The 25,171-nt window shown below is 61.7% G+C and carries 23 protein-coding genes; 4 read left to right on the top strand and 19 right to left on the bottom strand.

Annotated features, from left to right (window positions below; all coding sequences use genetic code 11):
* Positions 1-60: 60 nt before the first annotated feature.
* The 3 genes from F8N43_RS02955 to F8N43_RS02945 form a co-directional block, all read right to left on the bottom strand.
* A complete protein-coding gene (locus F8N43_RS02955; protein WP_150631479.1) occupies positions 61-1,092 on the bottom strand; it encodes an SCO family protein in 1,032 nt (343 codons plus the stop codon).
* Positions 1,089-3,896 carry a multicopper oxidase domain-containing protein gene (locus F8N43_RS02950; protein WP_150631478.1) on the bottom strand — a complete coding sequence of 936 codons (2,808 nt, stop codon included), beginning with the start codon at positions 3,894-3,896 and terminating at the stop codon, positions 1,089-1,091. The genes F8N43_RS02955 and F8N43_RS02950 overlap by 4 nt, the downstream gene beginning before the upstream one ends.
* Positions 3,897-4,080: 184 nt before the next feature.
* On the bottom strand, positions 4,081-5,529 hold the full coding sequence (locus F8N43_RS02945; protein ID WP_150653183.1) for a sensor histidine kinase: 1,449 nt from the start codon (positions 5,527-5,529) through the stop codon (positions 4,081-4,083).
* A 281-nt stretch (positions 5,530-5,810) separates the two neighbouring features.
* On the opposite strand from F8N43_RS02945, the gene F8N43_RS02940 reads away from it, so the two are divergent.
* Genes F8N43_RS02940 through F8N43_RS02925 form a run of 4 tightly spaced genes read left to right on the top strand, consistent with a single transcriptional unit; the run spans position 5,811 to position 11,437 of the window.
* Positions 5,811-7,157, top strand: coding sequence for a hypothetical protein (locus F8N43_RS02940; protein WP_150653182.1), 1,347 nt, complete (start codon positions 5,811-5,813; stop codon positions 7,155-7,157).
* A 35-nt stretch (positions 7,158-7,192) separates the two neighbouring features.
* Complete coding sequence (locus F8N43_RS02935) at positions 7,193-9,442, top strand: Ig-like domain-containing protein (RefSeq protein WP_150631475.1); 2,250 nt, start codon at positions 7,193-7,195, stop codon at positions 9,440-9,442.
* Positions 9,443-9,501: 59 nt separating this feature from the next.
* On the top strand, positions 9,502-9,963 hold the full coding sequence (locus F8N43_RS02930; protein ID WP_150631474.1) for a curlin: 462 nt from the start codon (positions 9,502-9,504) through the stop codon (positions 9,961-9,963).
* Positions 9,964-9,991: 28 nt separating this feature from the next.
* A complete protein-coding gene (locus F8N43_RS02925; protein ID WP_150653181.1) occupies positions 9,992-11,437 on the top strand; it encodes a curlin in 1,446 nt (481 codons plus the stop codon).
* 115 nt (positions 11,438-11,552) lie between these two features.
* Here the strand turns inward: F8N43_RS02925 and F8N43_RS02920 are convergent, their stop codons facing one another.
* From F8N43_RS02920 to F8N43_RS02845, 16 genes are all read right to left on the bottom strand, one after another.
* Complete coding sequence (locus F8N43_RS02920; protein ID WP_150653180.1) at positions 11,553-11,882, bottom strand: DUF6124 family protein; 330 nt, start codon at positions 11,880-11,882, stop codon at positions 11,553-11,555.
* Positions 11,883-12,783: 901 nt separating this feature from the next.
* Positions 12,784-13,647 (bottom strand): CsgG/HfaB family protein, encoded by an 864-nt coding sequence (locus tag F8N43_RS02915; protein WP_150631470.1) that lies wholly within the window; start codon positions 13,645-13,647, stop codon positions 12,784-12,786.
* 30 nt (positions 13,648-13,677) lie between these two features.
* Positions 13,678-14,112, bottom strand: a complete 435-nt coding sequence (locus F8N43_RS02910; protein WP_150631469.1) for a curli assembly protein CsgF — start codon at positions 14,110-14,112, stop codon at positions 13,678-13,680.
* Positions 14,109-14,498: a curli production assembly/transport protein CsgE gene (gene csgE / locus F8N43_RS02905; RefSeq protein ID WP_150631468.1), complete on the bottom strand. Its 390-nt coding sequence runs from the start codon at positions 14,496-14,498 to the stop codon at positions 14,109-14,111. The genes F8N43_RS02910 and csgE overlap by 4 nt, the downstream gene beginning before the upstream one ends.
* Positions 14,495-15,034 carry a type II secretion system protein gene (locus F8N43_RS02900; protein ID WP_150631467.1) on the bottom strand — a complete coding sequence of 180 codons (540 nt, stop codon included), beginning with the start codon at positions 15,032-15,034 and terminating at the stop codon, positions 14,495-14,497. Before F8N43_RS02900 ends, csgE begins: the two co-directional genes overlap by 4 nt.
* Complete coding sequence (locus F8N43_RS02895) at positions 15,009-15,383, bottom strand: type II secretion system protein (RefSeq protein ID WP_150639314.1); 375 nt, start codon at positions 15,381-15,383, stop codon at positions 15,009-15,011. Before F8N43_RS02895 ends, F8N43_RS02900 begins: the two co-directional genes overlap by 26 nt.
* Positions 15,384-15,387: 4 nt before the next feature.
* Positions 15,388-15,861: a type II secretion system protein gene (locus F8N43_RS02890; RefSeq protein ID WP_150631465.1), complete on the bottom strand. Its 474-nt coding sequence runs from the start codon at positions 15,859-15,861 to the stop codon at positions 15,388-15,390.
* A gap of 2 nt (positions 15,862-15,863) precedes the next feature.
* Positions 15,864-17,717, bottom strand: coding sequence for a secretin N-terminal domain-containing protein (locus F8N43_RS02885; protein WP_150639313.1), 1,854 nt, complete (start codon positions 17,715-17,717; stop codon positions 15,864-15,866).
* Complete coding sequence (locus tag F8N43_RS02880) at positions 17,714-18,232, bottom strand: hypothetical protein (RefSeq protein WP_150653179.1); 519 nt, start codon at positions 18,230-18,232, stop codon at positions 17,714-17,716. Before F8N43_RS02880 ends, F8N43_RS02885 begins: the two co-directional genes overlap by 4 nt.
* Entirely contained in the window at positions 18,232-18,780 is a 549-nt protein-coding gene (locus F8N43_RS02875) for a GspMb/PilO family protein (RefSeq protein WP_150631462.1), read from the bottom strand. The genes F8N43_RS02880 and F8N43_RS02875 overlap by 1 nt, the downstream gene beginning before the upstream one ends.
* Positions 18,767-19,312, bottom strand: coding sequence for a PilN domain-containing protein (locus F8N43_RS02870; RefSeq protein ID WP_150631461.1), 546 nt, complete (start codon positions 19,310-19,312; stop codon positions 18,767-18,769). Before F8N43_RS02870 ends, F8N43_RS02875 begins: the two co-directional genes overlap by 14 nt.
* A 1-nt stretch (position 19,313) precedes the next feature.
* Positions 19,314-20,117 carry a hypothetical protein gene (locus F8N43_RS02865; RefSeq protein ID WP_150653178.1) on the bottom strand — a complete coding sequence of 268 codons (804 nt, stop codon included), beginning with the start codon at positions 20,115-20,117 and terminating at the stop codon, positions 19,314-19,316.
* Entirely contained in the window at positions 20,098-21,804 is a 1,707-nt protein-coding gene (locus F8N43_RS02860; protein WP_150631459.1) for a GspE/PulE family protein, read from the bottom strand. The genes F8N43_RS02865 and F8N43_RS02860 overlap by 20 nt, the downstream gene beginning before the upstream one ends.
* An 84-nt stretch (positions 21,805-21,888) precedes the next feature.
* Complete coding sequence (locus F8N43_RS02855; RefSeq protein WP_150631458.1) at positions 21,889-22,422, bottom strand: response regulator; 534 nt, start codon at positions 22,420-22,422, stop codon at positions 21,889-21,891.
* Positions 22,423-22,644: 222 nt separating this feature from the next.
* Positions 22,645-23,598 carry a peptidylprolyl isomerase gene (locus F8N43_RS02850; protein ID WP_150653177.1) on the bottom strand — a complete coding sequence of 318 codons (954 nt, stop codon included), beginning with the start codon at positions 23,596-23,598 and terminating at the stop codon, positions 22,645-22,647.
* Between the two features lie 15 nt (positions 23,599-23,613).
* Entirely contained in the window at positions 23,614-25,164 is a 1,551-nt protein-coding gene (locus tag F8N43_RS02845) for an ABC transporter substrate-binding protein (RefSeq protein ID WP_150653176.1), read from the bottom strand.
* Positions 25,165-25,171: the final 7 nt, after the last annotated feature.

Raw genomic sequence — 25,171 nt, 5'->3', positions numbered from 1 at the left:
TTTCGGTTCAGTGTAGGTGGCATTGATCGAGGCTGACGGCTCAATGATGGTAATTAGCCGCTATTGCACCTGCGCCGCCTGCAACGGTTGCTGACGATCGGTTTCTTCCTGCAAAAAACCCACAATGGACTGCGCCGCGTTCTCATCCAGGCGCAGGTTCGGCATCGAAATCTTGTCAAAACGTTCAAACAATTCCACCGCGATCGGGTCCTTTTCGGCCAGCATGCGGTCCGGCTCGCGGATCCAGCGATTGAGCCAGGCGGGGTCGCGCAGGCGGGTTACGCCGATCAGATCCGGCCCGATGTTGCGCATGCCGATACCCTGCCCGTCTTGCGGCCCGAGGCTATGGCACGAGGCACAACGGGTGCGAAACAACTCTTCGCCATTGCTCGGCGGGCGGATCTCGGGCGCATTGGCGTAGCTTTCTTCAACGCTGGGCTGTTTCCAGTTTTGCAAGGTGTTGGCCAATTGATCGGCGAGGATCCACGGGTTTTCGAAGGGTGAGGCTTTCATCCAGCGCCCCGTGCCCTGGTTGCCGACGATCAGGCTCAGGTTGTGATCTTTGTTGCGGCCGTTGTCGACGCCTTCGATGAACAGCCCGAGTTTCTTGCGCAGGTCAGTGACGGCTTCGAATTCCCCGGTGAGAAACTTCCAGCCCGGGCCGACCTTGAAACGTTGGGAATAGGCTTTGAGCACTTCGGGTGTATCGCTCAAGGGATCAATGCTGATCGAGTAGAAGAAGATGTCCTGGCCGACCCTGTCGCCCAACAACTTTTGCACCTGACGCAGGCGCGCAGTTTCCAGCGGACAGGAGTCGCTGCAGGACGTGAAGATGAAATTGATCACCACCACTTTGCCCTTGATCAGGTCATCAAAAAAATGCACCTGCCGACCGTCCTGGTCGGTCAGCAGGGTGTTGGGGAAATAGTCGCCGCCCCAGGGTGTCGCCGACTCCTTTGGCGACAGCACACCTTCGTGAGCGAGCAGCACCTGACTGGCCAGCAGACAAGTCACCAGTACCAGAATCAGGTGCATGCCCAGGGCGCGGGAGCGCGGCGTGTGAAGTGACCTGTCGGCGCCCCTGCGGTTCATGGTTTGACCACCACTTTAGGACCGAAGCCATCGCCATTACGGAAGGTTGGCAGCGCGGCGGAGTTGACGTAACGCACGCCATCCCAGCTCGGCAGCGGTGTCGGCATCAACTGGAATTGCCCGGGTTTTTCGATGTCCCAGCGCAGCAGCATCGAGTTGTCCTCATGCTGAGTGTTGTGACAGTGCTCCATGTAGGTCCCGGCAAATTCACGGAAGTTGATCGCCATCTCGACGCTGTCCAGGCCGTCGTTTTCCGAGCCGATGCGGTACACGTCCTTGCGTGCCCATTTTTCCCATTCCGGTGGCGCCTTGCCGCCGCGACTGAGGATGATCCCTTCCTCGAAGTGCACGTGCACCGGGTGGCTCCAGCCCTTGCCGCCGGCCTTGATGTTCCAGACTTCCAGGGTGCCGAAGCCGCTGACCCCCGCATCGGTCGGGCCGGTTTTCAACTGGGTGGCCGTGTTCAAGCGACGAGGGTCCATGTGGAAGCCGAAGCCGCCATCGGTCTTGACCGTCCACGGAGCTTCATCGGTGCCGTCGGAACGGCCGAACGTGAAGGTGCGGTGACGGGCCTGGGACAGCAGGACCTTGTCGGCCGCATTGTCGCGATGAATCTTCAGCGGGATCATCACCAGGCCTTCCGCCTTGCCCGGTTTGGCCGGTTCATAGGCGGCAGGGTTCATTGCCAGGTCCTGACCGGTATAGGCTTTGACGTTGAGTTGCAACACCTTGCCCACCGCCGGATCACCCTTGTCCCACTGCGGCCCTTTGCTGCTTTGCTTGATCACCGCCAGGTATTTCTCCGACAGCACGTCTGCCAGTGACACCGGTTCTTTCGGGCCTTTGCCGTCGTCATGCACCAGCAGGTTGATGAAGAACAGTTTGTCGCCGGGCTTGATCCCGTTTTTCGAGAAATTGACGATGATGTCGAAGCGCTCGGCGATGCCCTGAGTCGGCAGGATCGCGTTGTGATTCTGTTTATCGCCGTCGGCGTCTAGGTCCATGCTGCCGTCGAATGGCACGCTGTGTTCCATGATGTTGCCGTCGTTGGCGATCATGTGGAATGGCACGCGGCTATAGGAAACGCCGGAGTTTTTCGGCCCGGGAAACTCGCCGCTGTTGCCCTTGACCTCGCGCACCAGCGCCAGTTTGAAATAGCGCGACACCGAGCCGTTGAGGATGCGGAACCGATAGCTGCGGGCGCGCACATCCAGAGTGGGTTTCCACTGCCAGTTGACCAGCACCTGGTCACCGAGGAAGCCGTCGGTGTTGAACGGGTTGAACCACAACTGTCCGGTCTGATCCCACGCCTTGTCGGCTAACACCAGGTTGACGTCGTAGTCGCGGTTGCCCCACGGCAAGGCGCTGCCGCTGGGCAAACGCAGGTTGACGCCGTCGTTCACCGATTCGTTGCCACGGTCCAGGGCGCTGTAGTAGTTCATCATCGCCGCGTTGCCCTTGTAGACGTTCTGCGCGGTGAAATCGAGCATGTGGTCGTGGAACCAGTGGGTGCTCATGGTTTCGCGCCAGTCGCCACGGATCTTGATCGTGCCGTTTTCGCAGGTCTTGCGGCTCGGGGTGACGTCGTTGGTCCACAGGGTTTCGCCCGGCGCGCAAGGGAACGCCGCGCGAGGGTCGTGGGCGTCGGTGTTGATGCTGTCGTAACCGGCCAATTGGATCGGCCAGCGATAATCGTAGTACTGCCCCGGAAAGAAAAACGCGTTGGCGTAGCCGTCACTTTCCGCCGGCGCGTGGCCGTTGTGTTCGTGGGTGCTGATGGTGTGCAGACCAAACCCCATGTTCGCCGACGGGTCGATGGGCAAGCCGTTGTAGTGACGCATCAGCACCGGTTGGCCATAACGCACCATGAGCAATTTGGGGGGCAAGGTGCCGTCGAAGGTCCACACCGAATTGTGGTTTTGCACCGGCATGTTCGGGTGGAAACGCGCATCGACGCCCTTGGCTGTGCCATCGGTTGCCGGCACGCCGGCGACATTGTGATAGAGGCCACCGGGGCCAAACTCGCCCAGCGCATAACCGTGCATCTGCCGAGCGTCACGCAGGCCGCCATTGACGCGTGCACCGGTCTGCACGGTTTTGTAGGCCAGTTGTGGGTAGAACTCGTTCCAGCGCTGATGCGACCAGCCCTTTCCTGGCGGACGGCCTTCCGCCGACGAACCGATGTGGCGGTTAAGGAAGTACTCGATCTGCGCCTGCCAGGGATTGCGATCAACCACGTTGGAGAACTGACTGGGGAACGGCGTCAGCCCCGGTTGGCGCAGGAACGCATCGAGTGCCGCACTGGGTGGCGCGCTGCGGGCCGCGCTGGTGGGATCTTGCTGCGGCAACGGCCCAATCGCGGCCGGTGGAAACGGCAACGGGGCTGCCGGCGTGGTGGGGTCGAGTTTTTCCGGACCGAACTCTTCGAACAGCACCAGTTGCTGCGTGAACGGCTGAGCGCCGAACAGCGGGCTGGGTTTGCCATTGGTGGGGTAATTGAAACTGGTCTGCATGGCCGGCGGCAGGATGTTTTCCTGGCGCGGGGTGTTGCGACTGCCTTTGACGCCATCGGGCAAATCGAAGGAATCTTCGTTGGCCTCGGGCATGGTCAGGATGGCGTTCAGGGCACCCGCTTTGTCTGCCGGTTCGTCGTAATACGCCGAAGGGTCGGACGGCTCGGGCTGTCGCTCATCGTCGATCGGGCTGGCACGCAGGCTCGCTGTGCCCAGCGTCATTGTCAGCAGGACGCTCAGGGGCGTCAGGAGTCGAAACCATTTGCAGGGGTGCCGCGCTATTCTGTCCATCACCAGCCGCCTCGAAGTCGTGAAGGGGGTGAGGGAGGTTTTGCAAGGAGCCAGCCAAATTTGTAACAACTTTATACAAAGGCATTAATCCTCGACGAAACAATGGCTTATCAACATCAATGTGCCACGACCGACAACAGCACTGGGGAATCGCACCCGCTTGCGGGGAATGTTCCCACCCATTTCAGGGAACCCGTTTAAACGCCAGACGCACGCTCGTGCCCTCACCTTCGCGACTGTCCAGGCTCACCGAACCGCCGCAACGCTCCATGATCCGCTTGACCAGTACTAACCCGACGCCCAGCCCGCCTTGCTTGGTGGTAAAAAATGGGCGGAAGGCCAGGTTGCGCTGTTCCTCGGTCATGCCTTTACCGGTGTCGCTCACCACCACGCTGACGCCCCTGGCATCCGTCGACTCCAGGGTGATGGCCAGCGTGCCCCCCTTGTCCATGGCTTCCAGTGCATTGGCCAGCAAACTGTTGAGGATCTGCGACAACTGCACCTGTTGGCTCAGAACCATGGGCGTTTCCTTTGGCTCGAACACTACGTGGACCCTGGCCTTGGCGATCTGCTGTTCGAAAGCCATGAGGCTGTCGTACAACGCCGCCACCAGATTCACCGGTTCGGGCTCGTCATGCAGCGGGCGCAAGGATTGCAGCAGTTCCCTGACCCACTTCGACATGCGATCGACCTGACCGATGATGTCGTTGATGTTTTTGTGCGCCGCGCCGCTGTCGAACTCCAGCGCCAGTTCCGCACTGGAGCGAATGGTCGCCAACGGGTTTCGCAAACTGTGGGCCACCGCCGACGACATCTCGCCCAGTGCGACGAAGGTTTCGTTGGTGATCAGTTGCTTTTGTTGCGCCGCCAGCAGAGTTGCCGCCCTCCGCACGATCCAGTACAGCCCCAGATAAATCAGCCCGCCGCCCAGCGCGGTGGCCAGCCAGATCAGCACCAGGCCGCGCTCCATGCGGTCGATCAAATCCTTCGGTTCCTTGTAGATCTCCACCATCGCCGTGACATTCTTGCCGTCGGCATCGAACAGCGGGATGTAGTTTTCGATGAAGATGTACTCCGGCTGCTTGATGAACTTTTGCTCCATGCGCGCCGTGTCCACATCGTGATAACTGGCCGACACCGGCGTCTTTAACTCGAAGGCCTGGTCCAGATCTTCGTCGGCATGGATCGTCGTGCCCATCAGCGCCGGGTTGGTCGACCAGATCACCATGCGATCGGGGGCATAGATGTTGGCGAGGATCACGTCCGGCAGGTGCTCGATATGGTCGAGAAATTCGCCCCGGGCATTGGCGCGGGCCAGCGGATCGACGTCGGGAAAATCCCTGTCCTTGCGCGGGTCGAGCAACTCACCCATGGTCCGCACGTTGGGAATCGACACATGGCGTACCTCGGCCGAGGCAATCGCCTGAATGAACTGCGACGTCAGCAACGCATCGCGCTGCACACTTTCGGTAATCACGAACCGCGTGGACACCGCGCCCAGCGCCACCGCCACCGTGCCGATCACCGCCATGCTGATGAGCGAAAACCAGCGCAGCAGATTGAACGACTGCTTGCGCGAGCTCAGGCGGATATCGCCGTTGTCGGTCTGGAGTGTTTGCGTAGGCATGTTCATGGGCTACTTCTCGGCGATTCCCCCCATTGGTTATAGCCCACTCAAAACTGTTTGCCCGATCTTGGGTCCCCACTTCCCCCAACCTCCCCGCTATCCCCACCTGCCCCCAATGCTGGGGACAGTGGCCCGTTCACGCGGCCCTCGATTGGCCCCCGCCTGAACGCGGCACACCGTAGAACCGGGCCTCTGACGGCCCTTTTTTACGATTGGTATGGAAGTTGCCGAAGCTCCCTCAACTGACCCATCCCTACGGGACAGGTACTCTGATAGAGGGAATACTCATGCACCCTTTACTGTCCAAAACCGCGATCGCCCTGGTCGTTTCCGCTCTGGCCCAAGGCGTCGCCCAGGCAGCGCTGTTTGCTGTCGATCCGGGCCCCTACGTTCCCGCCAACGGCAATTTCGCTTCCTGGTATCAGGACTCCCACGGTCGAACCCTCGACTTGTGCCTGTCCAAGGCTGTCAGCTCCAGGGTTCCAAGCGCGCCCGGTGCGCCGTCCTACATGTGCCTCTTGAATCCGAACCCCGGCATTTTCGACGACACACAGCCCATCGTTTTCCCGACCAACTTTCCCGATGAAGCGTTCTGGTTCACCGGTGACGGATCCATTGTCGACGCAGCAAGGGGCATCGACCTGACCTACGTCAGCGCCGTCGAAGCAGCCTTCGCCGCTGGAGATCCGGTCGAAGGCGACCAGGTCAGTTTTGGCCGTATCCGTATTCGGGTCGACGTGCCCACCGCTGGCACCTATGTGATCACCCATCCCTACGGCGTCGATGTCTTCAATGTCGATACCCCCGGTGGTCGCGCGATCAACATGACCCGGGACATCGGCATCGGCTCGCCGAAAACCTATGACGGCGCGCTCAAAAGTGACCTCGGCCCTTTCCTGCGCAGCGTCAACGGCCCCTACACCGAGACCAACCCGGTCACGGGTTCCGCCGACAGATTCGTCGGTGATCCAAACCTGGAAGAAGCGTTTACCGGCAGCCCTTTCAACACCAACTACATCCGCATTGAGGGACCTGGCGGGCTGGACTTGCGTACAACGGTAATGGCCATCTCCGGCAAGCTTTCGACGGTGGTTCGACCCACCCCGATTATTGCCGAACGCAGCACTTACTCGCGCAAGGCCGGCAGCAGCGCGCCCGTGGCCCAGCAGGATGTCTTCGTCCTGGCTCCGCCACCACCGGCCACTGTGACTCTGGACAGCAACAGTCCGGTGCTGAACCTGACCGAGGCCAACACCACCGGCCACTGGTACGCCCAGTCAGCCACTAACCCGACATTGCCGAGCAACTTGCTGGTGACGGCCGACAACCATCTGGCCATCCCCAGCAGCACGCCGACTTCCTTGACCATGCCGCTGACCGACCTGGTGGTGATTTCACGGGCCGAGTACAGCCTGAGCAGCGGGCAAATCACGGTCGTGGCTTCGACCAGCGACGAAACCTCGCCACCGGTACTCACCGTCACCTCCGGGACCGGTGTCGCCATCGGCGCCCTCAGTGGCAACGGCGCAGAGAAAACCCTGTCGACCGGCATCTCGCCGATTCCACCGGCCAAGGTTCGGGTGACGTCATCCAATGGCGGCACCGATACCGAAGAAGTGGTCATCGTGCAATGAACGCTCTCATGCCCAGATCCGCATCAGGAGGCATCATGAACAAGTGGCCACGCTTCGCGCTCAACGCGCTCGGGCTGACGCTCTCGCTGTCCGGCAGTGCGTTCGCGCAACTCAATGCCGTCGATACCGGCCCCTACACCTTTGCCACGGGGAAATTCCCCATGTGGTATCAGGACAGCAATTTGCTGTCGCTGGAACTGTGCCAGTCACGGGCGACCAGCTCGCGCTCACCCGGCGCTCCTGGCGCACCCTCCTACATGTGCATCCTGAACCCGGAACCTGGAATCTTCGACGACACCCAGCCCATGGTGTTCCCGGATAACTGGCCACCGGAAGCGTTCTGGTTCCTCGCCGAGACCAGCATCAACGACGTCGGAGGTTATGGCGTGGATGCCTACGTGGCCGGGATCGAAGCGGCATTCGCGGCGGAAAACCCGGTCGATGGCGATCAGGCAAGCTTCGCGCGGATTCGCCTGCGGGTGAACATACCGGTCGCGGGGACTTACACCATCACCCACCCGTATGGCGTGGAAACGGTCAACGTCACCACGCCGGGCCGTCGGGCGATCAACATCACCCGCGACATCGGCATCGGCGCACCGGGCAACTTCGCGGGGGCTCTCAACGGAGAGGTCGGGCCATTCCTGCGCAGCGTCAACGGTCCGTATACCGAAGTGAATCCGGACACCGGGTCCGTCGAAACTTATGTTGGCGATCCGAACCTCACCGAAGCGGTCACCGGCAGTCCGTTCAACAACAACTTCCTGCGTGTCCAGGGGCCGGCCGGCACCATCCAGACCAACCTCTTCACCGTGTCCGGCAAAGTCCTCGACAGCCGTGCGCAAACCCCTGTGGAAATCGGCCGCGCCACTTACCGCCGCACGTCTACAGGTCCGGGAACGAGCAGTACCCGGGTAGAAGTCTTTGGCAAATCTTCCAACAGTTCGAGCCTGTGCTTCCGCGAAACCGTGGCTCTGGTTCCAGGACCACCGCAGACGCCATGCCTGGTCAACATGCTCGGCGACAACACCGGTGAGTTCTTCGCTCATCGCCTGACGGGGACCACCGTTCCTTCGGTGGTGGTGGTCACCGCTACCGACCCGAGTGGCACCAGTCGGCCAACGGCGGTGTCGAGCAAAGTCACCGACGTGGTGAAAATCCAGACCGCACGCTACAGCTGGAGCAATCACAGCCTGTTGATCGAAGCCACTTCGTCTGACGAAGTCGTGGTGCCAGACATGGTCGCGCAGGGTTACGGACGGCTGTCGAAAACCGGCACCTTGCAGCGCCTGACCGTTGCCGACCTGACTCAGCCACCGGCCAGTGTCACCATCAAATCCGCCGCCGGCGGCAACGACACCGAGCCGGTTGTCGTGGTCGGGACGGCCCCCGACAGCGGCGAGAACCAGGCCCCTCTGGCCGTTGCTGACACCGGCAGCACCAGCTTCGGGGTGCCGATCACCCTCAGCCTGCTGGCCAACGACAGCGACCCGGACGGCAATACGCCGCTGAGCATCACCGCGCTGACCCAACCAGCCGCGGGGCAAGGCACCGTGGCATTGAGCGGCACCACAGCGGTGGTCTACACACCGCCCGCCGTGGTCAATGCACCGCTGACCACAACCTTCACCTACAAGGCTCAAGACATCAAAGGCCTGGTCTCGACCGCGGCTGCGACCGTGACCATTACCGTGGCGCCTAACCAGCCTCCGGTGGCCGTCGCCGACAGCATCGCAACCCTGGGTGTGGCGGTGCCGATCAACGTGCTGGCCAACGACACCGATCCGGAAGGCAACGTACCACTGGCGGTCGCCAGCTTCACGCAACCAGCGGCAGGTCGCGGCACCGTCAGCAGCAACGGCACGGTGATCACCTACACCCCACCGACCACCGTCACCACGGCGTTCACCACGACCTTCACCTACATCGCCCGGGACAGCTTCGGCGCTTTGTCGGTGACACCGGCGACGGTGACGGTGCAAGTCTCGCCACGGCCACCGGCAGAAGCCTTCACGGTGACCACGGCAACGGTGTCGGCGCGCTCCAACAACCGCTTCACCTGGGACTTTGCGGGCACCTCATCGGTGATCACCGGCAACACCATCACCGTCCGGGTCAGCACCCCAACCGGGCTGCAAACCCTGGGTACCACCACGGTGCCGGTGACCGGTCGCTGGCGGTTGACGGTGAACAACACCACCACGGTGATTCCGTCGGCGAACCCGACCGCCACCATCACCTCGTCCCAAGGCACCGTGCGCTCGGTGTCGGTGATCTCGAACTGAGCCCTTGCCCCATCGGTCACGTGGCCGATGGGGCAGGCCTCCTGCTAAAGGACAGCCTCATGAAAACGTCGACCGCCGCCCTGCTCTGCCTGCTTCTGCTCTGCAGCAGCGCGGGCGTGCGCGCCGACGATCTGATGGAGAACGACGACCTGGGCCCCGGCACCGACCTCGGCGAGTTGCCACCGCCCATCGGCCAGCACGCGCTGATCGACCAGAACGGCCAGGCCAACGTGGCGCTGCTGCAACAGAACGGCCAGTCGCTGCTCGGCACCATCGTCCAGTCGGGGAGCAATCAGGAAGCGTACATCCTGCAACAAGGCAGCGACCTGATGGCAATGATCACTCAGCAAGGTTCCGGCAACTCAGCCTCGATCACGCAGAACGGCAGCCAGAACCGCGCGCAGATTTCCCAGAACGGCAATAACAACGACGCCAGCATCGACCAGGCCGGCACGGGGCTTTCCAGCGCCGTGACCCAGTCCGGAAACGGCATGAGCGTTTCGGTCAAACAATACCGCTAAAGCACTGCACCACCCTGGAGGTTTCATCATGTTCAAACTGACGCCCCTCACCGCCGCCATCCTGGTCATTGTCAGTGCCCAGGCGTTGGCCGACGACAGCATTTCCAGCCAGGACCAGGTCGGCACCGCCAACGTCGCCGACGTGAAACAGACCCTGGCCCCCTTCAGCACCGCCACCCAGCAGCAACTTGGCCAGGGCAACGATGCGGCCGCCGTGCAAGACTCGGCCACCAGCACCATCGACCAGAACCAGGTCGGCGAATACAACGCCGGTTACGCCGAGCAATTGTTCGAGAACAACAGCACCATCACCCAGCAGCAGACCGGCAGCTTCAACACCAGCCACGCCAGCCAGTCGATCGGTGTGGGCGGTGGCGAAGTGCTGCAACAACAGCAAGGCACCGGCAACTTTTCGTTTGTCTATCAGGACAGCCAGGAGGGCACTACCGGTCAAACCTTCCAGTTCGGCGACAGCAACGAAGCCTACATCGAACAGATCCAGCTCGGCATCGCCAATACGGCGGTGATCATCCAGTACGGCAGCACCAACTACGCCACCGCCGAGCAGATCAACCACATCGGCGGCCAGATCGACATCAACCAGACCGGCACCAACAACTATGCCTACGGCGACCAGCGCAACGGCGACGGCGGCAACCTGTCGATCAACCAGCTCGGCGACGGCAATGGCACCGAAGTCTGGCAGGACGGACAAACCGGCAGCATGGCCACTGTCGACCAGATCGGCCTGACCAACGAAACCGTGGTTGACCAAAGCTTCGGCGAAAACAACACCGCCCAGGTGTTCCAGGTCGGCGACCTCAACGCGATCTACGCCGACCAGTTCGAATCCACCGGCTCGACCATCGCGCTGTACCAGACAGGCACGGGTAACACGCACTTCACCTACCAGACCGGCGAAGGCCACTCGCTCACCGCGACTTCGGTGGGCAACGACAACAAGGTCTACGCCAGCAACTGGAAAGGCCCGCAAAAAGGTGGCCAGTTCGGCAGCAACCAACGGGCAACCATCAACCAGACCGGCAGCGCCAACATCGCCAACTTCACCCAGGATGGCGTCGGCCACATCATGACGACCAACCAGACCGGCACCGGCAACAAAACCACGGTCAGCCAGGCCGACAGCTACAACGAGCTGTACTTCGACCAGAACGGCAGCGACAACATCCTCATCGCCGATCAACGCGGCACCGCCAACCGGGCCGAAGGCAGCAGCAACGGTACGGGCAACAGCACCGCGTTCGACCAGTCCGGCACCGGTAACCAGGCGTACACCAATCAGTGGGGCAGCGATAACCAGATCACCCTGAAACAGGCTGACACCATGAACGTAGCGTATGTAACCCAGGGCGGCACCGGGAACATTGCCAATGTCGATCAGAGTGGCGTGACGCAGATGGCGACCATTCAACAGATGGGTTCGGATAACCGGGCGACGGTGTTGCAGCAGTAATTGCGGAGGTACAAAAAACCGCGGCCCTTGATGGAGGTCGCGGTTTTTTTATGGCTAACCCTTTTCTGTAAGCGCTGGCTTGCCAGCGATGAACGATAACGCGGTCGACCTGCCGCTACTCCTGCGGATCAAGGTTATCCAGCGCCCGATTCACCGCCAGATCCGCCAGCATGATCACCTGCTGGATGCCCAACAACAGACTGCGCTGCGGCCCGTCCAGAAACACCGCGAAATCACTGGCCATGACACTCGCCGACGCCAGTGACTCACAGGCGTGGGCCAACAGGCTTTCGGTGTCGATATCCGGGGCGATGAAAAACATGTTGCTGGGATTGTGGGGAGCGCAGGATTTTAGGAGGGTGGGTTTCAGGTGGAGGTTGGAAGCAGGGTTGGTGGGGTTGCTTTTGGTGTCTGATTCGGGGGGATTTGGGGTTGGTTTTGGCATGGTGAAGCTCCTTGATCAATGGAGCCGCCACACGTTGCTGCTAAACAAAGGGGTGGCGACTGTACGCGGGTTAGCAGACCAGGGATCAAGGAACCCGGCGCACCGAAGTGCCCCACGCACAGCCACCATAACGTAGACCTGCCTACGCAATATTTGCGAGGAAGGATCAGAAGGTGACACTGGCGTGCCTTGATATTGAACGAGCTGCTAAACCCGATCGCTGAATTGGCAGCGACGCGGCAACGATAGAGATCAGGACCAAAGCACACAAGCCGGCGGATTCTGGCGTAGTTGTAGGCAACGGCGCAAGACGATGTAGCCGGCGACTCACACTTTGTAGGAGCTGGCTTGCCAGCGATGGGACCATAAGATTTGCATCGTCAATGAGGCCGCCATCGCTGGCAAGCCAGCTCCTACAGAGAATCGTGTACCGCAGAAGCTCGCGTGAGCTTTTGATCTTGATCTGCCCGCCCCTTCGGGAGGCCGAGTGGAGGTTCTGCGCAGTGGTAACCCGGCAAGGATGCCGGGTTAGCCGCGCACGGCCAGGGATGGCCGATCGCGGCGGGCCCACGGAGCAGGACCGGAGCGAGGGGCCGGACGCTTGGGGCGAGACTTTTTGGTTACTTTTGTCTGGGCCGGCATTCCGGGCGTTTGTCAAAAGTGACTCGCCGTAAGGGCGAAACCATAAGTGGCCGTTACTGCAGGAATGGATATGTACTTGGTCAACAAAATATAGGTCGGCTATCAGGCCGCCTTCGCGGGCAAGCCCGCTCCCACAGGGTTCCGGGTACATCCACGAGAACAGGTCGGCTGTCAGGCCGCCTTCGCGAGCAGGCTCGCTCACACAGTTTTGAATCGGGTACATCTGCAAGAACCAGGTCGGCCCGAAGGCCGCCTCGGTTTACTCGTCCTCACCCTCAGGCACAACCTTGTTCTGAGTCAGATACCGATCAAGTGTCTCACTGCTCTGCGGCGAATTATCCCCCGCCACCTGCCACAAATGCCGCTCGATCCCCTGCGCCAACAGATGCCCCACCGCCGCTTCGATCGCCGACAACACACACAACTGCGCCGGTTCGTTGGTGGTGTAGCCGACCTCGGCCTCGAGCAGCTTCTTGAACTCGATAAACTTGAACACCCCGGCACTACGCCCCACGGAGTAAATGGTCTTGCTGGTCATCACATTGGCCAGCACCTGCCCGCTGCGCACATCCACCGCACGCAGGTTCACCGTGACCTGATCCACCCGATACTCCCGCGATATATCGATACCCAGGTAGCGCGCCCCTTCCCCGCCGCTTTTCACGTTGGTGTCGTAGGCAATGATCCCGCCCTCGAGCATCATGTTCGCTGCTTGCAGCGGCGGCAGTTCACCCTGGATATTCACCGGTGTGTTCGGTTTTTTCTGCGAGGCGCGGATGATCTTGCGCTCGGTCAGCAGGTTCTGCAGCCCTTCGCGTTCCAGCACCACAAACCAGCCGCTGGCTTGCAATGCATCCATCAGCATGCTCGCCGCGCCCTGGGTGACGCTGGTGGAAAACGAACTGGCCGGCGTCGGTTTGTACTGACCGGTCTGGTCGCGAAAACCGTACACCACCGCCATCAACCGGCCCTTGGGTCGCGGCATGTTGATCAAGTCGTAGTAGGTCGAAGCCCTCGGGGTCAGCGTCGGGGTTTCGGTGTCCTGCTCAGCCCCGATCGGGTCGCGCAGACTGCACCCTTGTAACGCCGCCAACATCAGCCCTAGCACTATTATTTTTTTCATGTCCTTCACTCCCCATCAACCCGAATCCCGTCAAGGGGCCAGGCCGCTTACCTGAATTTCGGAGACTTCACCGGTCGCTCGGTCGGTCACGACGATGGTCAATTGCCCGGAGTCGTCGACCACGTTGACGATAAAAGCGTCGGTGGTCAGGCTCCCGGTGTTGCCCGCGGAGATGTTGTCCAGCAACTGACCGAGCAGCCGTGATTGCAACTGACTGGTGAACCGCTCCAGCGCCGACGTCCCGGCCGCAGCGGTGCGTTTTTTCAAGTCGGGATCGTCGTAGTCGTTTTGCGCCTGGGCGTTGTTGAGCAGCCAGGTCCCGTTCAACGGGTTACCGCCAAACGACGGATTGATGGGCGTATAGACCAACTCGGTGGCCTGGACCAGGCCACAACTGCCGAGCCCGAGTAACCAGATGCCTGCCCTGGAAAACAGGCGGCGCTGCGAGAACGTTGTTGTTTTCATAATTCGTCCCTCTCAAGGTCCGTTGTGTCCTGCAACATGGCTTCCAGCTTGCGCTGGACGATCTGCCCGCGAACCCAGTCGGCGGCGTCATAGGCCTCGTCCTTGAGCTCCACGGTGTTCGGCGGAAGAAAACGCCGGTAAACCAGACGCTGCTGATATTCCACGGTGACCAGGGCGCCCCAGCGCGCCGAAGGTCGTTCGCGCACCACCAGGTTGAAATCCATCGGGCTGGTGGCGCGCAGGCGTTCGCTGAACGAGTAGTAAAAGTCGTGACCGATATGCGAGATCGTGTCATCGACGATGAAACCCATCATTTCGTCTTCTTCGCCGGCCGGGGCGGCAGCCGACATCAGCATCAGGAGCGCCGCCACACAGAATCTGTTCATGGCTGCAACGCCTGAGGCAATTTCGACTGGCCCTTGGCAGGTCCCGATGTGCCATCGAGAAAGGCTTTCTCGGCGACGAACTGCCAGTCCTTGTAACTCGCCATGCCGGTGAAGTCCGACCACTGCGTCGGGAAGTCCGCCTGCTTGAGCGGCTTGTCCGTGGAGGCGCTGCTGAGGCCGGTGATGCGCCCGTCGAAACCGCGCATCAGGCTCCATTCGCCGCCGCCAATCGGGTCCGGATACAGCTGCCGGATATGGTGTTTGGGGCTGGGAAAACGCTCGTCCTGCAACAGGTCTTCCAGCGCTTTCGGGTATTGGGCCAAACCTGGCGAACTGCGGTAGTAGCTGCGCAAGGCCTGGGCGTATTGCGTACCGACCCAGAGCAACTGACGCTCACGATCGCGGCGCGAAGCGGTCGACCACAACTCGCCGGCACTGGCCAGGCCCATGCCCATCAGCATGATCAGGAACAGCACGCCCAGGTACGTGAAACCGCCCTCGTTCGAAGGCTTACCACTCGGAATAAAGGCTGCCATCACGCGCCCTCCCTGTGGCACCGCTTTTGATATCGGCGACCCCACCCGGTACGCCATCCGGCGGCGCGACCATGACCCAGAGGTCCTTGCGTTCGGCAATCGGGTCCATCGGCGGGTTGCGCAGGTAACGTTGTTCCACCAGTTGTTCGATGGAGTCGGGATAGCGCCCGGTGTCGCCGTAGTAGTGATCCAGGGCTTCGCGCATCGCCGACAGGCTCTGGCGCAGCGTGGTCTCTTTCGAGGCTTCAAGGCTGTTGAAATAGCGTGGCAAGGCGATGGTCATCAGGGTCGCGATGATTGCCATGACCACCATCAGTTCCAGCAGGGTAAAACCCTTTTCCCGACGCATAAACTCACCACTCCCGGTAGGCGATGCCGTTAAGCCCCTTGCCGCGCGCCTGGGAGTAAACGTCAAAGACGTCTTCGCCCTCGCGCGGGTTTTGAGCCGTGCTGTCATAGGAGCGCAAGCCCCAGCCGCCGTCGTCGTCACGCTTGACCGGCTTCAGCGGGTCATGAGGCACGCGGCGCAGAAAATAGAACTTGGCGCCCTTGGCGCTGCGCACATCGCGCACGCCGTCCACCAACACTTTCAGGTTCGGCGGATAGCCGCTGCTGTTCAGTGACTTCTCGATGTAACCGGCATCGAATGCACGCTTGTAGGCGTCGATGGCATCGCGGATCTGGTACAGCGCGGTGCGCAACTCCTGCTCTTTGCCCCGGCGCACCACGGTCTCGGTCAGCGGCGCGGCCATGCCGGCCAGCAAGCCGATCAGGGCCAGCGTCACCACGACTTCGATCAAGGTAAAACCGCGTTGCGAGGCGTTCATGATCAAGGCTTCCCGACGCTGACTTGCACATTGGTAGCAGCCACCGGCCGGTCGACGGGCTGATCCTGAACCGCTGATTCCATCCGCCGGTCCGGTGCCTGAATGTGCATGCTGGTTTCAGTGCCGGTCGGGAACTCCATGTCCGACGGGCTCTGGTACGGCAGGTTGCGCACGATCCGTGGCGTGATCGACAGCACCAGTTCCGATTTGCTGACGTTGTCCTTGTTGCTGCCGAACAACCGGCCCAGGCCAGGAATGTCGCCAAGGCCCGGAATCTTGTTGCCGGTAGCGCCATGGTCGTTGCGCATCAGGCCGGCGAGTATCTGGGTTTCGCCGTCATGCAGGCGCAGCGTGGTCTGGGCGTTGCGGGTATCGACCTGCACCGGAATCGTGCCCTGACGGGTCGGTTCCAGCGGCGTCGCGTTACTCACTTCCAGCGCGATCTTGATCGCCACCTCGTTGTTCAGGTGCACAGTCGGCTGCACTTCCAGCTTCAGACCGACGTCCAGGTAAGTGACGCTTTCGGTGATCACCGGGCCTTGGGTCGACGGCACCGACGTGGCACTGATGATCGGAACACGCTGACCGATGTGGATGCGCGCCTGCTCGCGGTTGCTGACACGAATCACCGGGCTGGCCAGGGTGTTGATGTCGTTGTCCTGGGCGTTGATCTTGAGTTGTGGCGATGGCGAGATGGTGATCCGGCTGGAGTCGATGCCTTTCAATTGATTGAGGATCGTCACCGCCGAACCGTCGCCGTTGATCACGCCGAAGGTATTCGGCCATTGCAGGCCGAGGTCGAGAATCCGTTGGGTCGCGACCTCCATCACCTCCACTTCCAGCACCACTTCAGGGTTGGACTGGTCTTGCGATTGCAAGAGTTTTTCCGCCATGCGGATGGCGTCTTCGGTGTCGCGCATGGTCAGGGTATTGAGGCGTTCATCGACAAACACGTCGCGGGTCTTGAGCATGGTTTTGATCATGTTCAGCGCGGTGTTGGCATCGATGCTGGTCAGGTAAAAGGTGCGCATGACCAGTTCCTGGTAATCCTTGAGCTTTTGCGGCGAGTCCGGGTAGATCAGCAAGGTGTTTTCGTTCACCACTTTCTGGTGCAGCTGGTTCTGTTGCAGCAGCAGTTCCACGGCGTCTTCAATGCGTACGTCGCGCACGAAAATCGTGGCTTTCATGTCCGGGCGCAGGTCTTTGTCGAAGATGAAATTCAACCCGGCGACCTGCGACAGCACCTCGAAAATGGTTTTCAGGTTGGCGTCGCGAAACTCCAGGGTCACCGGCCGCTCCAGGCGAGTGCGCAGTTGTGGATACGGGATCACATTGCGGCTCTGCACCAGGCGGATGTTGCTTTGCAGTTCAAGTGCGCCGTCGTTTTTCGGGTCGAGTTCGAGGATCTGTTTGACCTGACGGTCGGCCCCGTAGATATCGCCGCGACGCAGGTCGCCACGGGCCAGTTCCAGCTTCTCATCCAGGCTGCGCATGTAGTCGAGCTGACGCATCGCATCCTGGGCGCGCCGGTTGTTCGGCTCGATGGTCAGCACCCGGCTGTAGTTGACGCGCGCGGCGGCAAAGTCCCGGCGCGAACGGTCGGTGTCGGCCTCGGTCAGCAACGCGGTAATCGCCTTGGCGTGGGCGGTGTTCAGGGCCAGGTGCAGTTCGGTATCGCGCGGGTTTTTCCGCAGCCCTTCTTCGATCCGCGCCAGGCCGGCCTCGTATTGCCCCTGCTCGATCAGCTCGGACGCTTCCTTGTTGGCGACCTGCGCGGAACTGCACGCGGCCAACCCTGCACACACACAGAAAAGGCTCATCAGCGTGCCTATCGTATTTCGGCATGATCTGTTCATTGCGCGCTCCCCACAGACAAGGTCTGGGACAAATGCAAGGGCAGGTAGACGAAGCTCAGTTCCACGTCGGAAATGCCCTCGATCCGCCAGGTTTCGTCGATCACATCCCCTTTGCGTACGACGTATATTTTTTCTCCGCTCTGCAAAAACACTTGCAGGTCCGAGCGATCATCCATGCGCCCGACAAACTGAAAAGGCATCGGCGGTGCGCTGGGGACGGTCACCACCGGGGTCAGGTTGACGGGTTGTTCGGTGACGCTGGCGAGCGTCGGTGCTGCCTTCCAGCTGCGGGCGGCGAACAGGTCGCCCGCCGGGCTCAAGTCCTTGACCGCCACGGTTTTGCCGGCGGCTGGCGCGGCAGGCAGCGCACCACGGGTTTTGCTGCTGGCCGCCGTGGCGACGACGGCGACGGACGCCTCGCCGTCGTCCGCCGGCATCCAGTAATCGGGCAACCAGGCCAGCGCCGCCGCTATACCGAAGAACCCCGCCCACCCCGCTACGCGCTTGGTATTCATCATGACCTCGACAGATAAAGGGTCAGGCGGATCCGCCCGGTCAGGTCGGTGTCGGCGATCTTTTTGCGCTGAAACTCCACGTCCTCCACCACCACCGCCGGCAACTGGCCGAGCAAGGCATGCAGGAAGCGCCGCAGTTGCGGGTAGCTGCCGCGCACCGGCAGCAGAATCTGATAACGCGCCAGATGGGTCTTGGGGTCGATGCCCAGGGCATATTCACCGCGTGCCAGGGTGATGTGTTCCTGGGCCGCCAACGCGTAGATCTTGTCGATGGCCACCGTGGCTTGCGGCTGCGAAGGCAGCTTGCTGCGGAAGTCGTCGAGCTGACGTTGCGGCACCACCGGGGCGGCGACGCTGCCGTCTTCAACCCTGGCCAGGTATTCACCGGCTTCGCGGGTCTGCTGGCTGAGCTGTTGCAGCGACTGCCAGTCCGGCATCAGGCCCGCCAGGCCATAAACCAACGCCAGCGCCAGCAGCGCCAACCCTGCCAGACCGGGAATGCCCAGGCCTTGCAGATATTCGTGGACGATCAATCTAGGGATTTGCATCGCCAATCTCCCAGGTAGCCGACAGGTTGAACTGCACCGGGTGTTCCGGCACGTTGGCCACGATTTCGTGGCTCAGCAGCGACACATCGGACAGCTCATCGCTGGCCTCGAGGTTGCGGTGGAAGTCGAGCATGGCGTCGAGGTCTTTCGCTTCGGCGCTGATCCGCACCTGGCCTTTGCGCGCATCAGGGGTCAGGGTCAGCAAGGCGATGTCGCCCCGGGGCATGGCTTCGAGCATGGCGAACAGGCTTTCCCACGGCCGGCGCAGTTGCTGCGAGACCTTGCGCATCTCGGCGAGGTTCTGCGCCTGTTCGCGGATTTGCGCCGGGGTCAGGCTGACCTTGCCGCCGGTGTCGCCGGTGAGGACGCGCTGGGCGGTTTGCAGATGGCCCTGTTGTTGCGCCGTCTGATCACTGAGGTGCTGCTGAACCAACACGCCACTCAGGGCCGCCACCACGCCCACGGCCAGCAGGCTCCAGCCCAGGGGACCCGAGCGCCGGCGCGGCTGAAAGTCGAGCATCAGGGGGCGCATGTCAGGCCACCGCCCGGGACATGACGTACAAGCCATCGCGTACGGTGGTCCGGGCTTCTTCAAGGGTGCGCAAGTGCACACCGGGGATGTCGGGCTGCACGTCCATACGCGCTGGCGCATGCAAGTAAACGTTCAGTGGCCGCTCGCTGGTGGAGGCCTGCAATTGGCTTTCACGACCGATCAATGCGGTCAGTGCGGCGTCGCTGTCGCTGCTGCCCACCGAACGCACCGAAGTCCAGCGGCCTTCCCGCGCCAGCAGCAACACGCTGCGCACCGGCTCGGCGACTACAAACAGGAAATCACCGGCATCGAGGCTTTTATCGAAGTGGTTGAACGCCGCCATCAGGTACGGCTGCACCGAACGCAGGCGCAGGCCACGGGCGCTGACCAGGGTGCGCAGACGCGTCAGCAAATCCTCTGGCAATGCGCTGGCGATCCGGTCGTAGCCCACCGGTTCCGCCGACAGCACCAGGCGCCAGGGTTGCGTTGGCACGCCGTAAAGGTCTTCGAAGCAGAGCCGGGCAAACCCGAGCAACTCGTCAGGTCTGCTGATCTGTTCGCTCCAAGGCACCAGGCAGAAGCGGCTGAAGTGCCCGGAAATTACCACGCTCAGTTCGGCACCGGCACGGGTGTGATCGGCCAGCAGATGGTCGAGGGTGTCCAGCGCCACCGCCCAGGCATGGAAACCTTCGTCGATAAAACCGACGCTGCCCAGCCACAGAGTGTCGCTGCCACGGCGCTGACCGAGGCCGACACCACTGGCGCCGAGCACGGCGACAAAACGATCACGAGACAAAAGTGACACGATTGATCTCCTCGAGCGTGGTCCGCCCTTCCTGAACCAGTTCCAGTGCCGACTCGCGCAGCAAGCGCAAACCACGTTTGCACGCATGGGCCTTGATTTTCGAAATCGGTTGGCGCTCGACGATCATCTGCCGCAACTCGTCGTCCAGGTGCAGCAGCTCGGCGATCGCTGTGCGTCCGCGATAACCGGTGCCGCGGCAATGCCCGCAGCCCTTGCCGTGAACGAAATGGAAGTGATCGACGTTGTGTGGGTCGAGACCCGAAGCGCGCAGTTCGTCATCAGTCGGGTTGCTCGGCGCGCTGCAATGGGTGCAGACCAGACGGATCAAGCGCTGCGCCAGCACGGCATTGAGCGCCGAGACGAGGCTGTAGGGGTCGATTTCCATCTGGGTGAACCGGCCGATCACGTCGAATACGTTGTTGGCGTGGATCGTGGTGAACACCAGGTGCCCGGTGAGCGCCGATTGCACGGCGATCTGCGCGGTGTCGGGGTCACGGATTTCACCGACCATGATCTTGTCCGGGTCATGACGCAGGATCGAGCGCAGGCCGCGAGCGAAGGTCAGGCCTTTTTTCTCGTTGACCGGAATTTGCAGCACGCCCGGCAACTGGTATTCCACCGGGTCTTCAATGGTGATGATCTTGTCCACGCCGTGGTTGATCTCGGTGATCATCGCGTACAGCGTGGTGGTCTTGCCGCTGCCGGTGGGGCCGGTCACCAGTACCATGCCGTAGGGTTCGGCGGCCAGCCGGCGCAGTTGGCGCAGGGTTTCGTCTTCAAAGCCCAGGGCCTGCAACTGCACGCCGCAGACCTTGTCCGCGAGGTCTTGTTTGTCGAGCACCCGCAGCACCGCGTCTTCACCGAAAATGCTCGGCATGATCGAGACCCGGAAGTCGATCTGGCGGCCACTGATGCCGATCTTGAAGCGACCGTCCTGTGGCACGCGTTTCTCACCGATGTCCAGCTCGGCCATGACCTTGACTCGGGAAATCACCTGCTCGGCGAACTCGCTGCCCTGAATCTTGCTGATGTTGTTGAGCACGCCGTCGATGCGGTACTTGATCACCAGACCGCTGCCGGTGGTACCCAGATGGATGTCGCTGGCGTGCATTTTCAAAGCGTCGTACAGGGTCGAGTTGACCAGTTTGACGACGACGCTGGCGTCTTCGCTGATGCTGGTCAGGGACAGGCTTTGCAGGGTGTCGATTTCGATATTGGCGTCGGCCTGGGCGTTGAGCGATTCCACCGCGTGGAAGCTCTCTTCGTGACGTGCCAGATAGGCTTTCAGGTCGTCGGCATGCACCAGGTACAGCGGCGCGCCGTGCAGGCAGTCATCGATCCAGGCCAGCCGCGCCGTATCGAACGGATCGGCAAACACGCCAATGACCGCATCGTCGTGACGCAGCAGGATAAATTCGCGCTTGAGACATTGGGCCAGGGTGACCCGGTCGAACACCGGGGTGGCCTTGAAGAGGCTGTCGGTGTCGAGCACCGGGTAATGCAAGGTGGCGCCGAGGCACTGGATGAAGGGCATGGGGGCCAGTTCGCACAACACCCCGAGGGCTTCGAGCATCCGTTCGCCGGAACTGGCGGCCAGTGATCGGGCCTGGGCCAGTTGTTCACTGGAAAAACGAGACGGTACACATTCCAACTGCGCCGGTTCGACGGCAAGGGATAGACGGTCCATGGCTTGCTCTCCAACGCCGGGGGCTTTGAGCCCTGTCGACGCGGCGAGCGATTACGGCGGTTACCGGAACGGCTTGTCGCGCCACTACTCCCCGGTGAGCAATTGTTCGTCGTCTGGTGCCCTGGAGGTCGATGAACTTCGTCGACGATCCGCCAGCACCCAACTGCCGTCGTACAACTGCAGCGGGAAACTCTCGGTCCTGCTCTGGCGTCGTTCGACAAAACCTTCGGATGTGCTCACGCCTGCTTTGGGTTCGCGCTGCATTCCCAGAAGGTCACAGACTGCACGGGCCAGTTCCGCCAATGGAAACGGTTTGAACAGGATATGGCTGACTCCCAGTTGCCGGGCCCGCTCACAAACTTCAGCGGTGGGGTGCCCGGTGATCAGCACAAAATGACACTTCCTGTTCTGGCGGACGGCATCGAGCACCTCAAAGCCTTCCATGTCGGGCAAGCGGTAATCGAACACCATCACATCGGGTGCAAACTGTTCGGCTTCACCGATACCCGTCGCACCGTCATGTGCAATCCGGACGTCCAGCGCTTGCGCCTGCAGATAATCCTGGAGGTTTTGTGCCAGCAGCTGTTCGTCTTCGACAACCAGTACTTTGTTTAACAAGGTGGACTCCTTGAAACCGCAGGTCCGATTTCCGAACCTGGCAGAGTGCGCGCCTTACTGAGGCTAACGCACACTTCATGCCAGGCTGAGCGCCGGGTGTTTTACCACTGCATGCCATTGATATTCATGGAAAAGCCTTTTCGAGCAAGTACCCCGCCCCCCAAAGGCGGGGACGCACACGGATCTGCCCTGAAGCTTTTCCCCACTATTGGGGGGGAATCTTCAATCGTCGTTAATTCGTTCGATTCGATTGCTCGATCGCAGTTGCGCCAGAACCTGCAGGCGAACTTCAGCCTGTTGCTGTCGGGCAAGGTACGCCCTGACCATCTCAAGCCCCTGCACTTCTGTGACATCGGTCGCCTCCAAGTGGTTCTGCACCTGAATCAAGTGCCAGCCCAGCGGTGTCCGCACCGGCTCGCTGAGCGCTCCCGGTGCCTGGGCAAAGGCTGCCGCTTCGAATTCAGGCAGCATGCGCCCACGTGGAAAGTAGCCCAGATTTCCGCCGTCGCTAGCGGAAGCATCTTCGGAACCGGTCCTGGCCACGCTGGCAAAGTCCGCGCCCTGGCTGATTTTCACTTGCATCTCAACTAAGCGTAGCCGTGCTGCCTCGACTGTGGCGGCATCAGCAGCCTGAGGCACCTTGATCAGTATGTGCCGCGCTTGCACTTCCTCGGGCCGGCGCATCTCGCTGCGATGTTCTTCGTAGAACGCGCGGACCTGTTTGTCGTCTGGCTCGGCGACCTTGGTCAGTTCGGCAAACACCTGCTGCGCCGCCAGTTCCCGGCGGGTGTACTCGGCAAAAGCGGCCTCGTCGAAACCGGCGTCTTCCAGGCGTCGGGCGAATTTCTCGGCACCGCCGATGGCTTGCCGGGTCTGCTCAACCTGGCTTTGCACGGTGGCGTCACTGATCACGACCCCGCGCTTGAGCGCTTCCTGCCACAGCAACTCGCGATCGATCAACGCGTCCAGCGCCTTCTGGCGCAGTTGCTTATACGCCTTGGGGTTGCGAATGCTGCCCACCGCCCGGCCCTGATCCTCCAGGTACTCGGCAAAATAGCGTTCGAGGCGGAACTCGGTAATGTCCTCGCCATTGACCCGCGCGGCGACCGGGCCGTTACTGCCGAAGGCCACGGGCAACCACATCATCAGCAGGATCAGCAGAGTCTTGAGCTTCATGATCGAGACCTCCAGTCAGGGCATCGCGGCAATGGGTTTGTAGGGGGCGACCAGGTAGAAACGCTGGTCGGGCAGGTCCACGGTGACGATGTGCGCGCCGCTCAATCCGTGACGCCGGCCGGGACCGAAGCTGATCAGCGGGGTCAATCCGGTCTCGAAGTCATGCAGGCCTTCCAGCGCAGTGATCAGTTTTTCGCGGCTGGCATCGCGCCCGGCCTGTTTCATGCCTTCGCTGAGCAGCAGCATCGAACTGAAGGCGCCGACTTGCAGCACCGCATGCTCTGCGCCGAGCCCCTGCTGCTCACGCAGTTGTGTCAGGGCCAGGCGCCCGCCCAGCGTCCAGTCACTGGGCACGAACGGATAGGACAGGAACACCCGCCGGGAAAAACCGCTGGGCACCTGCAACAAGTCACCGGCGACCTGATTTGACGTGGCGAACAGGTAAGGCACCTGCCCCGCCGCCTGCAAACGTTCCGCGAGCCGGCTGAAACCGCCACCGCTGCCCAGGTAAAACACCGACCGCGAGCCCAGCGGCAGTTCGTCCTGCGCCGGGTCGTAAGCTTTCAGCGTGACCTTTTGCCAGGCGTGATCTTGCAGGTACTGGCTGAGGTTCTGCGCCGCCCGTTGCTGGCCGGGCTCGTCCGGGTAGGTGATCAGCGTCGGCCCCGGGAGCACGCGCAAACTGTCGGTGGCGTAATCGGCGAGCGCAATCAGTTGTTCGTGCAACCCCGGCATCGGTTCAAATATCTGCCGACTGCTCTGGGACGAGCCTTGCAATGAGAGTGGCCCGATCAACGGAATGCCCGCCCGCTCCAATCGCGTGACCAATTGTGTGTTGAGTGCCGGTGCCAGCGGCGCGATCAAGGCGAACACGTGTTCCTGCTCGATCAACCGGTCCAGGGCCTGCTCGGCGCTGGTGCGGTTCGGCCCCGGATCGAGGATCGTCAGGCGCAGTTGCCGGCCATGAATACCGCCCGCCTCGTTGATCCGCGCCACGCTGCCATTGAGCACCGCCGCCACCGTGGCGCCCTCCTCGGCCAGCGGTCCCTGACTCGGCAGTAAGGTGCCCAGGTGCAGGCTGTCCGGCGTCAGGCCGGGATCGCGGTCATCGGCCAGACGTTTGAGGTAGGCCGTGAGGTTGCGCTGATCATTCATCGACAGCACGAACCGCGGCATCGCGGGGTCGAGGCGATTGTTACCAGGATCGCGACCTTCCTGAATCGCCCGCGCGAGCGTGCCTTCGGTGTAGGCCGGGTAATTGCGGCCATTGATTTGCTGCTGCCCGTAAGTGCTGGAGAGCCTCGACCACGTCAGATCCGGCGGTCGCACCCCGCCCTCGGGCCGCCCGAGACCATCGGCACCGTGGCAGTTGGCGCACGGCAGGCTGGTGGCCGGCAGCATCATATCCGCTGCCCCGACCCGCGCCATGAGCGGCTCACCGCTGTCCGAAACACCTTCGCGGTACAAGCGTTTTCCGGCCGTTTCGCTGGGGTTCAGGGGCAGCGCATCGGCGACGCAATGAATGCCGCCGATCACTAGCAGGCCGAGGATGAGGGGCAGTTTCATGGCGCGG

This window comes from Pseudomonas fluorescens (assembly GCF_902498065.1).
GTDB classification, from domain to species: Bacteria; Pseudomonadota; Gammaproteobacteria; order Pseudomonadales; family Pseudomonadaceae; genus Aquipseudomonas; species Aquipseudomonas fluorescens_BJ.
Note: the sequence above shows the minus strand (reverse complement) of the source record. Positions and strands in the feature narration are given on the sequence as shown.